The sequence below is a fragment of the Mycobacterium sp. E2699 genome, assembly GCF_001666745.1.
GTDB lineage: Bacteria > Actinomycetota > Actinomycetes > Mycobacteriales > Mycobacteriaceae > Mycobacterium.
In genome coordinates this window covers 1-13,242 of record NZ_LZJH01000082.1, presented here as the reverse complement: position 1 = coordinate 13,242, position 13,242 = coordinate 1, and the positions used below count along the sequence as shown (strand labels likewise).

Sequence of the window (13,242 nt, the reverse complement as noted above, 5' to 3'; positions counted from 1 at the left end):
GCGTTATTTGTAGTCACCGGGATTTCGCCGAAATCGCTTCGTACCAGGCGACGTGGTAGTGCGCGAGGGATTCGTGCCCTTTGATGAGGGCGTCGATCGCTGCCAGCAGCATCCAGTCCGCGGCCAGTGACAAGTCGTGCGGATCGTCCTGCGCCTTCTGGTAGGCGAGCCGCTGCTCGTGCTGCAACACATCAATCTCGTTGTCGGTAACCCCGGTTCCTCGGGTGGCGGCTTGCGCCAAAGTCTGAGCGATCCGCGGCAAGCCATCACGCCGACGCACGGCCTCCACCAGCGCCGGGCCCAGCTCGCCTACTTCCGGTCCGGCGCGCGCCACACGGTCTCCGGTAAGAGCGGGCTCGTCGGGTCCCGGCTTGGCGATGAACCCGTGGGATTTGTGCACCGCCGCAGCGGTGACGACACCCAGCAGATCGACCACGCTCGCGTCGGGTCGGCGAAGCGCCGGCTCGAGGAGTCGGTTCACGCCGAGAGGGATTTTCACGTTCGGCGGGATCCAGCCGCACCCGATGTTGCTGACCAACAGAGTTGTCCCGTCGTCGCGCAACCCTGCGGCCCATGAGAGGCCCGGCGCCTGCCGAGCTACCGCGTCGACCAGGCGTTGCAGCCTCTGCTGTTCGGCGGCACGACTCGATACGTCGCCGGCCACGGCGCCGGTTGTCGCGGCCAACGCAGAGGCGCCGGCCGGCGTCGCCGCGCTTGCGCCCGCCTGCCCTGCTGCAGCGCCCCGTTGGACCGTCGACATCAACGGGCTTCCCGCTGAGGGCGACGTCGATGGCGATGGCGCAACCGGCGCGCCAGAAACCGGGGCAGTCGGCGGTGACATCGACGGCGGGGTGACGACGGGGGGACGCAGGTCGGACCCGTACGCAGGCAGTGGACCCGCCGGGATGGCGGGGCCGCCAGTTACCGGCGCCGTCGGCGTTGACACCGGCATCGCCGCGGCTACCGGCATGGCGCCGCCCGTCGGCGAAGGCGGGGCGGCTGGGCCGGCTGGCGCCGGCGCCGCGGCACCATGCTCAGCGCCGACGGATTCGACACCAGCAGCACCCACAGTCGGTGCAGATACTGGCGGCGCGACCGGCACTTGCGGCGGCGGCGCCGTTGCGGACCCCGCCGCGTTCGCCAAGCCCTGGGACAAGTCATGAGCACCGGCCGCTGCTGGCTGACCGGTCATCATTCCTTGGGCCAATGAGTTGCCCAGTTGGTTGGGTGACAGGCCACCGAGAGTGGCGGCTGGTGAGAGCCCGCCGCCCGCGGGCAGTGGCGAGCTCACGCCGGGGGCGCCTGGAATATGGGCGCCACCACCAGGTGGGCTGCCAACTGGAACGCCATCAACAACGCCTGAATTGAGCTCGGATTGGCCACCAGCCCCGTGCGCACCAACCGCCGGGCCGCCAACAATCATGTCGCTACCGCCTCCCTGCGTGCCCGCGCCCGCGCCGCGGGCGCCCGTATGCGGGACGCCAGCACCGTGGGCACCGGTATGCGAGCCGCCAGCACCGTGGGCACCCGCCGGCGGGCCGCCATCCGTCCGGGCGCCATTCGGCTGACTGCCGGGATCCATCCGTTGGTTCGCGAGGAATTGCTGCGGAGACATCGGCAGCCCTTCGGCGGTTAGTACCCGCTGGATACAATCCGTGATTGTCGCTACAGCTGCGGCCGACTTATGCGCTGCAAATCCATTTGCTTCGGTGATTAGATGCTCGATTTCTGCGGCCTTTATCGCTGCCGGTTCTTTCGAGTTTTCGATATTCGCGATTCGTTGATTGTAATCGTCGGCGATCCCGCGAAGCCCTTCTCGCAAACTATCAATTGCGTCCGCACCCTTTTCGAAAGTGTCGGCTTTTGCTTTATATTTCTCGGCGATATCAAGGTGTAGTTTCTCACCTTGCTGGATTCGGAAGACAAGATCCTCCACGGTATGCCCCTGATTACGGGCCGCCAGTCGAGTCCACTGGCCATGCAGATCTTCCGCATACTGTTCCTGCCCCTGCTGCTGCGTTCTCCATTGCGCAGCACCGGATCTCAGAGTCACCGGCGACTCCGGCCACCAGGCGCCGATAAGTGCTGGCGTGTACCTCCCCGTCGGCAGGTCTGCCCCCATGCTCTCTCCTCACGGACGCCGCTGCACCGCGATGCCGACCTTCTGCGCTACAGCTCAGGGCCAATATATTCAACGGCAGATGGCTGCCATCGCAGCGTCAGTTTTAGTTATTTCGTCGAGCGTCATCTGATATAGAGGTGACGAAGCGTCGGTATCACTACTTACGGCGTTGGAGGTGCGATAGGCCGAAGCTAGCGCCCTTGCGGCATCCCGATCATTCGCACTCAGCGCAGGATTAATTGCCGCGGCATCGAGTAGCCCCGCCCCGTTGACTAGTGAGATACGCGCGAGAGCCTTATCAGAAACATTCGTATCAAAATGGACAGAGCGCGCGGCGAGTTGATAAACGGCGCACAAGTTCTTTTTCGCGCTCGCGACCTGATCTGGAGTGAAGGTCGGGGTCGGCGTTGCGGGCGTCGGAGCGTTGCCAGTGGCCACGGCGGCCGGACGAGTCAGGGCGATGATGCTCACAACCAGCGCTGCCACGGCGATCAAGCCGACGACAACCAGCGCAACAACAGACAGCGGTCCGTTCGATGCTGGCCTGCCGGGTGCACCGGGTTGTGGCCATTGCGTCGCAGGAGGCGGCTGGGGATCCATCACCTGATCAAGGCTAATCGTCAGCAGGACGATGTCACTTCAGACCAGCCACTCAAGCGTGTTTCAGGCAGACGCAGGGCAGCCGCGTTGCAGATGGCTGCCCACAACCGCGGTTTGATGGCCCTGGCCGGCCCGATGCCCACTGCCCTAGGCTCCATCGCACGGTGGCCGAAGCCATTCAGGCATTAGGTAAAGCGCATGTCGCCCGGAGCTGCTGTGTGGTTGTCATTTGGTGAGCGTCCGCGCGCGGCTTTCTGAACTGTCGCCCGGGGGCACCCGGGTGCTGGCCGCTCGAGAACACCGGCGCTGGGTGGCTGGCGCGTAATCCAGATTTGTCGCACAACCACAACCAAGTAATGAAGGTGTTAGCCGCGGAATCGGCGCGTAATCCCGACTCCCGGGCGCGGGTTCGTCGGTACTATTCGCCGCGTGTCACTGACAATTGGGGGGACATTCGCGGGCTACACCATCCTGCGGATGTTGGGTTCTGGCGGCATGGCCGAGGTTTATCTGGCTCAGCATCCGCGGCTGCCACGGCGCGACGCGCTAAAAGTCATGCCTGAGGCGATGACGGCTGACAACGACTTCCGTGAAAGGTTCCACCGCGAGGCCGACCTGGCCGCGGGGCTGTGGCACCCGCACATCGTCGGCGTACATGATCGCGGGGAGTTCGATGGACGCCTTTGGATTGCAATGGATTACGTCGAGGGCACCGATGCCAGCCAACTCCTGAAAGACCGCTACAGAACCGGTATGCCGATACGGGACGTGTGCGCCGTCGTTTCCGCTGTCGCCGACGCGCTTGACTACGCCCACAAGCGCGGGCTGTTGCATCGGGATGTCAAACCGGCCAACATCCTGCTCACCGAGCCCGAGGACGGCAGGCGACGAATTCTGCTGGCCGACTTCGGCATTGCACGACCACTCGGCGACGTCAGCGGACTTACGGCGACCAATTTCACCGTCGGCACCCTTTCCTATGCCGCGCCCGAACAGTTGATGGGTGCACAGATCGATGGCCGCGCCGACCAATATGCCCTGGCTGCCACCGCGTTTCACCTTCTCACCGGTGCGCCGCCGTTTCAGCACGACAATCCGGTAGCTGTTATCAGCCAGCACCTCAATGCGGCACCGCCGCGACTCGCCGACCGGCGTCCCGAGTTGGCGCACCTCGATCCGGTGCTGTTGAAGGCTTTGACTAAAGACCCCACATACCGATTCGAGCGGTGCCGTGACTTCGCCGCGGCCTTGAATGCGCACGCCGACGCGGGTTACCCGGTGGATGATCACAGCACCGGAGCAACTCCCACCGTCTTTGCACCTATCGTGGGCCCCAATACACAAGTCGCAATGCAACCACCGTTCAAGAGCGCAAAACAGCAGCAGCGCAAGCGGCCTCGGGTCGTCCTCGCGGCTGCGATCGCGGCGGTATTGCTGACCGTCGTCGGCATCGTCGGCTACCTGATCCAGCCGACGCGGCACACAACCTCTGCTCCGGCAGGTGGCATCGCGACCCCAGCGCGGCCCACTGTCGTGCTCGACGGCACATATCGAATCGACTACGACAATCCAAAGGGCACCGCCAACGGCGCCCCATCTCGCGACACGAAAGGTCATAGCAGCTGGTGGGCGTTTCGTTCATCGTGCACGCCTACCGGATGTATTGCTGCGGCGACTCAGCTCGACGACAACAACCACCAAGTGGCATCTAGAGACGGCGGGGGCGATAGAGCAGTCTTCCGTTTCGGCGACGGTCGCTGGCGAGAGATTCCAGATCGAACCTCCAGCCCATGCGCATCAGACATGGCGGAAAGCGGCGCCGTGATTGCTGTGTTGTCGGTCGAACCGCAGGCTGACGGCAGGCTCCAAGGCGAGCAGACCGACACCGTCATCGGCAATGAATGCGGCCCGGCCCAAGGCGCCGTCTACATCACTCCCGTTACGTTGGTACGGGAAGGCGATGTACCACAGGGCGTCACCGTAGCCGATCCGGTGGCGGCCGCCGCATCTGCGACGAGCAGCAGCTCACCGCCCGCAGTGCCGGGTCCGCGACTCGACGGCACCTATCGCGTCGACCTCGACAAGGGTGCGGAGACCGTCAACGGCGTTCGAGCTTCCCGGACCCTCAATGACACCCGGACGGCTTGGATGGCATTTCGTTCCGTGTGCACTTCGTCTGGGTGCATCGCCACAGAGGCGGATGTGGCCAGCGGAGACCGGCAAGTGGCCACGGGCGCTGCTGAGGTTTATCGCTTCGTGGACGGTCACTGGCAGCAATTCACGCCCTATGATTCGCCATCAAGTCCGTGTCCCGGCACGAAGGGACCAGTCACTGAAACGTTGACAGTGGACGTGTCGTGGGAGCCACAAAGCGACGGCACACTTCGCGGTGCCCTGATCAGAACCGCGGCCACCAATGAATGCGGCTTGAAAGGTACGGTCTGGCGGATCCCGATGACACTGGCACGCGTCGGTGACACGCCGCCCACCGTTGTCATTGCCGATCCAACATTGTTCGTGGACTTGCCGACACCGACAACCACGCCGGTCCGTCCAGGTAGATGATCGCGACCGGGTTACGGAGACGCGGTCCCTCCGGCGATTTCCCTCAGCTCGCCGGCGCGTGATGTCGATGCCCAGTCGTCGCGGGTCGCGCGATTTCTGGATCGACCCAACCGCCCACGCCATACTCACCCCGGTGACGCGCGGTCATCCCGTCGTGCCGCAGCGCATCCCCGTGACCGGAAACGATGTCGGCAATGCTGAACAGGGACTCCGACCCATCGTCGAAATAATGCGAGTGGTCGTAGAGCGGGTTCGCGGAATTGCCGGGCACCTCGGCTTTGAACCGGGTGGAGCCGTAGCCGTCTGTAGCGGGATCGTCTCCCAGCCCGCCGAAGTTCAAGCCGATTAGCCCGGGCCCCGTCACCCGCGCGGGCGACCAGGTGACCGCGTCTCCCGACGCCGCGCCGACATACAGATGGCCGCCGGGGGAAAGATGGAAGTCGGCGGCCGAATGGGCGAGGTCCGTGCCCGGCGAGCCCACCAGCACCACGTCATTCGCGCGCATCCCGTACACCGCCGCATCCGAAACGACGGTGGACCCGTACGAGTGGCCGACCACGGTCAGGTGCGTCGGCGCGCCCCCGTGGGTTACCGCCAACGCGTTCACGTCGGCGGCCAGTGCCCGCGCGCCGCCGCGGGCCATGTCCGGCTCCCGAAGACCGGTGTCGTACCAGTTGTCGGGGGCGTCGTAGCCGACCCAGGTCACCACCGCGGTTCGGCGCCCATCCGCGCGGACCGATTCCTCGTACAGACGGGCGCCCTCAGTCTTGGCGAGCGTTCCGTCGCGCACACCACTGCCGGCCCCCGTCACCAACACCGCGGTGTGGGTGGCCGTGTCGGGGTTTCCCACGGCGATGGCGGCGGCACCTTCACCCCCAAAAGCCTCCGGCTGGTATTTCAGGAGAAATGCGCCCGGATGAACCCGCTCGTCGAAGGCGGCTTCCGAGGCGTTCAGGCCTTGTCGGGTACGCGAGGCATTGGTATAGCGAGCGACCGCGAGCGCGGTCAACCCATAGTCGCCGGGGGCGTCGACCACGTCGTCCGCGGACACACCGTTCTGCGCGGCGACGTCCTGCACACGGCGCAGGTCGTCGTTCATCACCGCTCGGTTGACAGCGCTTCGCACGGCGACCGGCACGCCGTTGAGGTTGCCGAGCTCTGGTGGGTGGTCGGCGATCAGGCGGCGCTGCTGGTCGGGGTCAAGCGTTTGCCACCACCGGTTGACCTCCTCGGCGGTGGTTTCCGGCGGCGGAATCCTCGCGGCCTCTTCGGAATTCGCCGACGGTGCATCCACCGCATGCAGAACCGTCGGGTCATAGCCGTCCGCGCGCAGGGTGGTCAGCGCCCTCTGCAAGGACTGCGAGTAATTGCGGCGTTCCGACCGAAGCCGGCCCACCGCGCCAGCGGTGTCGTCGATGGCCTCCTGCTCGAGCGCGCGGATGAGCGCATCGAGCGCGGCGCGATCCGCCGCGCCGACTCCGGTACCGCTCTCGAGGGCCAGCGCCTGACCCAGCAGGTCGTCGAGCTGTCGAAGCTGGGTCTCCAGCGTCGAGATGAGCACCGCGGCGGCGCGTTGGGCTTCGGCGAGCGCGGCCGCGGCGTTTTCCAAGTCCGCCCCGATCTTCGGCAGCTGCAAGGACTGGGCACCGAGGGCGTGGGTAGTGCGCCTTACTTCGGCGAGGTCGTTGATCGGGTGCTCGCCGTGGACCCGATTCCAGGACGCCTCGAAGCGGCGGCGCGCTTCATCGAAGGCCGTGCCGGATTCGGCGGTGCACCGCCCTGAGTCGTGGAATGCCTGCGCCAAGGCCGCGATCTGCGCCGGCCGACCGGCCTGCAGGCTCTCGTTGATCGCCCAGGGGTCACCGCCGGCTTCGGCTATCAGGTCCCGACTGCTGATGTGGCGGAGGTCCATCGCACCGCCCGCTCTTGTGCGGCGTTGCGGTCATCCATGTTGGTGAAAGCGTTGGCGGCGTAGTGCGCGTTGTGGCCGAGCCCGGTCAGTGTCTCCTGGTGGGCCTGCAGGTTGTTGACGTGCTGTTCGCGCGCGGCGGTCACCGCCGCGTGAAACGTCGCGGCGGCCGGAAACCCGCCGAACATGCCGGAAGCGAGGGGCGCCCGCGACAGCCGGTCGACGCCCTCCTGCGCGTGGCCGCCGGCACGGTGAGACTGGTCGGCTCCCGCGTGCAGCAAGTCCGTGTCGACGAACATCGCTACCCCCCTCCTTGACCCGCCGTAAAGCTATTAGCGCCGTGGTTGCTGGTCAATTCACTGGCCCCATCGGCCAACCCATCGCCGTCGGTGTCGGTCAGCGCGACGTTCCAGTGGCCGTCCCCGTCGGTGTCGACGTAGCCCGTCACGCCGTTGTCGTCGGCGCACAGCACGCGGTCGGCCACCCCGTCGCTGTCGAAGTCGAGGAGCCGGTCGTCGGCGCGGCCGTGGCCGTCGAAGTCGACGAGCGGGCCGCCGGTGTGCTCGACTCTGTCCAGCCCGAACCACCGCAGCTGCCCACCCCGATCGACGGCAACCCCCCACGTCCCCGTTCCCTCGTCGGTGAACCACGTCTCCGGGGCGCCGTCGTTGTCGAGATCGCGGACGGCGTGATCGGCCACCCCGTCGCCGTCGAAATCGGCCAGCGCGTCGTCCCGCATCCCGTCGCCGTCGAGATCAAGGCCTAACGCGTCAAGGCGGCCATCGCCATCCAGGTCGAGGTTGGGCTGGCCGTTCCAGATGGCCGCTGCGCCATCATCATTCGCGAGGCAATAATCCATGCCTAATCGGACGTGCGGCGGCCGTCACGAGTTCCCTCGCGACTGCCACCAGGACAACAGCTCGGCGGTGGCCTCCTCGGTCGTCAGCGGGCCACGCTCCAGCCGCAACTCCTTCAGATACCGCCACGCCTCGCCGACCTGCGGGCCGGCCGGGATCCCGAGCAGCTCCATGATCGCGTTGCCGTCCAGGTCGGGGCGCACCCGGGCCAGATCCTCCTGCGCGGCCAACTCGGCGATGCGCTCCTCCAGCCGGTCGTAGCTGGCCTGCAGCCGTGCGGCCCGCCGCTTGTTGCGGGTGGTGCAGTCGGCGCGCACCAGCTTGTGCAACCGCGGCAGCAGCGGGCCGGCGTCGGTGACGTAGCGGCGCACCGCCGAATCTGTCCACTTGCCCTCGCCGTAGCCGTGAAACCGCAAATGGAGATACACCAGCTGCGAGACGTCGTCGACCATCTGCTTGGAATACTTCAGCGCCCGCAGTCGCTTGCGGGCCATCTTGGCGCCGACCACCTCGTGGTGATGAAAGCTCACCCCGCCGTCGGCCTCGTGCCGCCGGGTCGCGGGCTTGCCGATGTCATGCAGCAGCGCGGCCCAGCGCAACACCAGATCGGGCCCGTCGTCTTCCAGCGCGATCGCCTGGCGCAGCACGGTCAGCGAATGCTGGTAGACGTCCTTGTGCTGATGGTGTTCGTCGATGGCCATCCGCATGCCACCGACCTCGGGCAGCACCACCTCACCCATCCCGGTCTCGACCAGCAGGTCGATGCCGGCCACCGGCTCGTCGCCGAGCAGCATCTTGTCCAGCTCGGCGGCCACCCGCTCGGCGCTGATCCGGGCCAGCTCGCCGGCCATCTCCTCGATCGCCTCGTACACCCGCGGGGCAACCGCAAAGCGCAGCTGGGACACGAACCGCGCCGCGCGCAGCATCCGCAGCGGGTCGTCGCCGAAGGACACCTGCGGCGCCGCCGGGGTGTCGAGCACCCGCGCCGCCAGCGACGCCAAACCGCCCAGCGGATCGAGGAACTCGCCGGGCCCCGCGGGGGTGACGCGCACGGCCATCGCGTTGACCGTGAAATCGCGGCGCACCAGATCGTCCTCGAGGCTTTCGCCGAAACGCACCTCGGGTTTGCGCGACACCTGGTCGTAGGCGTCGGCGCGGAAGGTGGTGATCTCCAGGCGATAGTCGCCCTTGCCGACGCCGACGGTGCCGAACCGGATGCCGGTCTCCCACACCGCGTCGGCCCACCGGCGCAGCATCTCCTGCACCTGCTCGGGGCGGGCATCGGTGGCGAAGTCCAGGTCGGGACTCAGCCTGCCCAGCAACGCGTCCCGCACCGAACCGCCGACCAGATACAACTCGTGGCCGGCGGCATCGAAAATCGCACCGAGGTCCCGCAGCACGGGGGCGTGCTTGTTCAGGGCGACCGCGGCGGCGGTCAGCAGCTCGGCATCCTGGGCGGCGTCAGGCACGTTCGATCAGCGTAGTCGGACGGTCCGGCGACCACGCTGGGCGCCGGAAGGAAACCGCGGCTACACCGTTCCCCGGGGCAGCACCCATCGGTGCCTGAACTCCAGAACTGTCGCGGCCGTCTCGAAGTCAGCGTCGTAGTGCACAACGGTGAGTCGGTGCGCGGCGGCGATCGCCGCGGTGAGGAGACCAGCCATTCCGACGGACCGGTGTTGCCCGGTTCTTCCCAGTGCCCGCTGCGCGCCCAGTGCGGTCTGCCAGTGCTCGTCATCCGTCGGCAGATACTCGTAGGCGGCGCGGCGGTCGGCCCACAATTGCTCGTATTCGCCCGGCCCGCGCGCACTGTAAAGCGCCTCGGCGTCCAGCGATGCCGTCGTGGCCACCGCACCGCTTTCGATCAGCGGCCGCAGGCGCCGAGAGACATCGGGGTGGCGCATCCTCGCGGCAGCACTGGTATCGACGAGATAGCGCGCGATCAGCGCCACACTTCGCCACGCTCGCCCGCGTCGGCCATGCCCTCCAAGCCCCCTTGTTCGAGCCACTCGACCTGGCGCGCCCGGGCCGAGGTCGCGGCTGCCTGCTGCAGCGCCATCCGCACTGTGTCCGAAATACCGGTGGTCTTCAATTCACGCTGTGCCGCGGTAAGAAGGTCGTCGTCCAAATCGATCAGTCTCTTGGGCATAAATCTCCGGCCTGGGATATATACATCTTATCGATGAAGTATATCTTCACCTCGCCATCCCGTCGCACGGTCGCCTAGCGGCGAGTATGTCCTGAAGAGCGACCCCCGCCAGCTACTATCGCTTGGGTGTCCGACGCCGAACAAGCCAGACCGCGTCGACGCCGGGGTCGGCGTCGGCGTCGCGGCGGCGCCGGCGCGGCGGAGAAGCCCAGCGACACCCCCACGAACGGCGACGCCCCAGCAGCCAAACCGCGTCGGCCGCGGCCGCCTCGCCGCGTGCCCGAGCGACTCAAGACCGTGCACGAAACGTCGGCCGGGGGGCTGGTCATCGACGGCATCGACGGGCCGCGCGACGAGCAGGTGGCGGCGCTGATCGGTCGCGTCGACCGGCGCGGGCGGATGCTGTGGTCGCTGCCCAAGGGGCACATCGAGGTCGGTGAGACCGCCGAGCAGACCGCGATCCGCGAGGTCGCCGAGGAAACGGGTATTCGCGGCAGCGTGCTGGCCGCGCTGGGACGCATCGACTACTGGTTCGTCACCGACGGCCGCCGCGTGCACAAGACGGTGCATCATTATTTGATGCGCTTCTCGGGCGGCGAGTTGTCCGACGAGGACCTCGAGGTGGCCGAGGTGGCGTGGGTGCCGATCCACGAACTGCCGTCCCGGCTGGCCTACGCCGACGAGCGCCGCCTGGCCCAGGTGGCCCACGAGCTGATCGACAAGCTGCAGAGCCATGGCCCCGACGCGCTGCCGTCGCTGCCCCCCAGCACGCCCCGGCGACACCCGCAGACGCACTCGCGCACCCGGCATTCTGACAAGCGCATCGCGGGCCGGAAGAACGGTCACGGGCCGGGACCGTGACGCCGCCGCGACTCTGCTGGGCCGGCTTGTTGCGCCTCGCCGCAGTGGTTGCCATCGTGGCCGGTTGTGCGGTGCTCGTCGGGCCCGCCCCGCGCGCGACCGCGGGTGAGCCCGGGGACACCCCGTTCGTCCGTGTCCGCATCGACCAGGTGACCCCGGACATGGTCACCACCACCAGCCCGCCCGTCGTCACTGTCAGCGGCATGGTCACCAACATCGGTGACCGCCCGGTACGCGACGTCATGGTCCGACTCGAGCACGCCCCGGCCGTCGCCGACTCGGCGGCGCTGCGCACCTCGCTGGACGGCAGCACCGACCAGTACCAGCCGGCCGCCGACTTCCTCACCGTCGCCCCCGAGCTGCAGCGCGGGCAACAGGCCGGCTTCACCTTGTCGGCCCCGCTGCGCGCGGTGACCAAGCCGTCGCTGGGAATGGACCAGCCCGGCATCTATCCCGTCCTGGTCAACGTCAACGGCACACCCGATTACGGGGCCCCGGCCCGGCTCGACAACGCGCGCTTCCTGCTGCCGGTGGTCGGGGTGCCGCCGGATCATGCCGACGACGTCAACTCCGCCGTCGCGCCCGACACCTCCAAACCGGTGTTGATGACGATGCTGTGGCCGCTGGCCGACCGGCCGCGGCTCGCCCCCGGCGTTCCCGGCGGCACCATCCCGGTCCGGTTGGTCGACGACGACCTGGCCACCTCGCTGGCCACCGGCGGCCGCCTCGACATCCTGCTGTCCGCGGCCGAGGTCGCCACCAGCCACGACGTCGACCCCGACGGCGCCGTCGGCCGCGCGCTGTGCCTGGCCGTGGACCCCGACCTGCTGGTCACGGTCAACGCGATGACCCTCGGCTACGTGGTGTCCGATTCACCCGACGGCCCCGCGCAGCTGCCGGGCACCCCGACGCATCCGGGCACCGGACAGGCGGCCGCAACCGACTGGCTGAACCGCCTGCGCACGCTGGCCCACCGCACCTGCGTGACGCCGCTGCCCTATGCCCAGGCGGACCTGGACGCGCTGCAACGCGTCAATGACCCGGGGCTGACCGCGGCGGCCACCACCGGCGTCGGCGGCATCGTCGATCGCATCCTCGACGTGGCCTCCATCCGCGGGGCGACGCCGCTGCCCGACGGCCCGCTGACGGGCCGGGCGGTCGGCCTGCTCGGCAGCAACGACAGCACCGTCGCGATCGCCGCCGCGGACCTATCCGCCCAGGAGTCGGCGAGCGACACCCCCGCCGGCGTCGACACCGCGCCCCGGCGGCTGTCGCCGCAGGTGGTGGTCGCGCCGTTCGACCCGGCCGTCGGGGCCGCGCTGGCCGGCGCGGGCAACAGCCCCATCACCCCCACCTACCTCGACTCCGCGCTGGCCGTTCCTCTCTCGCACGACTCGACCACCGCCCGGCGCGAGGACGCGCTGGGTTCCATCTTCTGGCACGCCCTGCAGCGCGACGCCGCGCCGCGCACCCAGCTGCTGGTCCCGCCGGCGACGTGGAACCTGCAGGCCGATGACGCGCAGGTCATCCTCACCGCGCTGGCGACCACCATCCGGTCCGGTTTGGCGCTGCCCCGACCGCTGCCGGCCGTCATCGCAGAGGCCAACGAGGCCCCGCAGGGCCGCGCCGAGCCGGCGCGGGCGGCCACCGACGGAGTGCTGCGGGGCCGATTCAGCGACGACGTGACCGGCACCATCGCCGGCCAGGTCGGGCGGCTGTGGGGGCTGACGTCGGCGTTGACCACCGACGAGCGCACCGGGCTGACCGGCGTGCAGTACACCGCGCCGCTGCGCGAGGACATGCTGCGGGCGCTGAGCCAGTCCGAACCGCCCGATACCCGCAACGGGCTGGCCCAGGAGCGCCTCACGGTGGTCGCCAAGACGATCAACGACCTGTTCGGCGCCGTCACGATCGTCAACCCGGGCGGCTCCTACACCCTGGCCACCGAGCACAGCCCCCTGCCGCTGGCGCTGCACAACGGCCTCGCCGTGCCGATCAAGGTGCGGCTGCAGGTCGACGCGCCGCCCGGCATGCGGGTCACCGACGTCGGCCAGATCGAGTTGCCGCCGGGCTACCTGCCGTTGCGGGTGCCGATCGAGGTGAACTTCACCCAGCGCGTCGCGGTCGACGTGACGCTGCGGACCCCCGACGGGATGCGGCTGGGCGAGCCGGTGCGGTT

The 13,242-nt window shown here is 68.1% G+C and carries 11 protein-coding genes; 3 read left to right on the top strand and 8 right to left on the bottom strand.

Annotation, left to right across the window (positions count from 1 at the left end; genetic code table 11):
- Window positions 1-13: 13 nt before the first annotated feature.
- Window positions 14-2,122: a DUF5631 domain-containing protein gene (locus A5696_RS28895; protein ID WP_156738387.1), complete on the bottom strand. Its 2,109-nt coding sequence runs from the start codon at window positions 2,120-2,122 to the stop codon at window positions 14-16.
- 69 nt (window positions 2,123-2,191) lie between these two features.
- Window positions 2,192-2,725, bottom strand: a complete 534-nt coding sequence (locus tag A5696_RS27115; protein ID WP_369803344.1) for a hypothetical protein — start codon at window positions 2,723-2,725, stop codon at window positions 2,192-2,194.
- Window positions 2,726-3,151: 426 nt separating this feature from the next.
- Between A5696_RS27115 and A5696_RS28890 the strand changes: the two genes are divergently transcribed.
- Window positions 3,152-5,287 carry a serine/threonine-protein kinase gene (locus A5696_RS28890; RefSeq protein ID WP_082969021.1) on the top strand — a complete coding sequence of 712 codons (2,136 nt, stop codon included), beginning with the start codon at window positions 3,152-3,154 and terminating at the stop codon, window positions 5,285-5,287.
- A gap of 43 nt (window positions 5,288-5,330) precedes the next feature.
- On the opposite strand, the gene A5696_RS14095 is transcribed toward A5696_RS28890, so the two are convergent.
- The 6 genes from A5696_RS14095 to A5696_RS14070 all read right to left on the bottom strand — a co-directional run bounded on the left by A5696_RS14095 (window position 5,331) and on the right by A5696_RS14070 (window position 10,181).
- The gene (locus tag A5696_RS14095; RefSeq protein WP_231964325.1) at window positions 5,331-6,896 is read right to left on the bottom strand and encodes an alpha/beta hydrolase; all 1,566 of its coding nucleotides are present in this window, start codon (window positions 6,894-6,896) and stop codon (window positions 5,331-5,333) included.
- A 269-nt stretch (window positions 6,897-7,165) separates the two neighbouring features.
- On the bottom strand, window positions 7,166-7,495 hold the full coding sequence (locus A5696_RS14090; protein WP_067879658.1) for a DUF2563 family protein: 330 nt from the start codon (window positions 7,493-7,495) through the stop codon (window positions 7,166-7,168).
- 2 nt (window positions 7,496-7,497) lie between these two features.
- Window positions 7,498-8,055, bottom strand: coding sequence for a pullulanase (locus tag A5696_RS14085; protein WP_067879655.1), 558 nt, complete (start codon window positions 8,053-8,055; stop codon window positions 7,498-7,500).
- A 24-nt stretch (window positions 8,056-8,079) separates the two neighbouring features.
- On the bottom strand, window positions 8,080-9,522 hold the full coding sequence (locus A5696_RS14080) for a CCA tRNA nucleotidyltransferase (protein WP_067879652.1): 1,443 nt from the start codon (window positions 9,520-9,522) through the stop codon (window positions 8,080-8,082).
- 60 nt (window positions 9,523-9,582) lie between these two features.
- Complete coding sequence (locus A5696_RS14075; protein ID WP_082969020.1) at window positions 9,583-10,005, bottom strand: PIN domain-containing protein; 423 nt, start codon at window positions 10,003-10,005, stop codon at window positions 9,583-9,585.
- Window positions 9,996-10,181, bottom strand: a complete 186-nt coding sequence (locus A5696_RS14070) for a DUF2191 domain-containing protein (RefSeq protein WP_369803342.1) — start codon at window positions 10,179-10,181, stop codon at window positions 9,996-9,998. The genes A5696_RS14075 and A5696_RS14070 overlap by 10 nt, the downstream gene beginning before the upstream one ends.
- Window positions 10,182-10,328: 147 nt before the next feature.
- Between A5696_RS14070 and A5696_RS14065 the strand changes: the two genes are divergently transcribed.
- Together A5696_RS14065 and A5696_RS14060 are read left to right on the top strand one after the other, a co-directional pair.
- Window positions 10,329-11,063: an NUDIX hydrolase gene (locus A5696_RS14065; protein WP_067879646.1), complete on the top strand. Its 735-nt coding sequence runs from the start codon at window positions 10,329-10,331 to the stop codon at window positions 11,061-11,063.
- Window positions 11,060-13,242 (top strand): hypothetical protein (locus tag A5696_RS14060; RefSeq protein WP_067879643.1); only part of this gene is annotated, 2,183 nt, incomplete at its 3' end. The genes A5696_RS14065 and A5696_RS14060, both read left to right, overlap by 4 nt.

Bases quoted from the DNA above. Each gene is read 5' to 3' on its own strand.
- A5696_RS28895 (WP_156738387.1), bottom strand. From the start codon at position 2,122: ATGGGGGCAGACCTGCCGACGGGGAGGTACACGCCAGCACTTATCGGC.
- A5696_RS14090 (WP_067879658.1), bottom strand. From the start codon at position 7,495: ATGTTCGTCGACACGGACTTGCTGCACGCGGGAGCCGACCAGTCTCAC.
- A5696_RS14085 (WP_067879655.1), bottom strand. From the start codon at position 8,055: ATGGATTATTGCCTCGCGAATGATGATGGCGCAGCGGCCATCTGGAAC.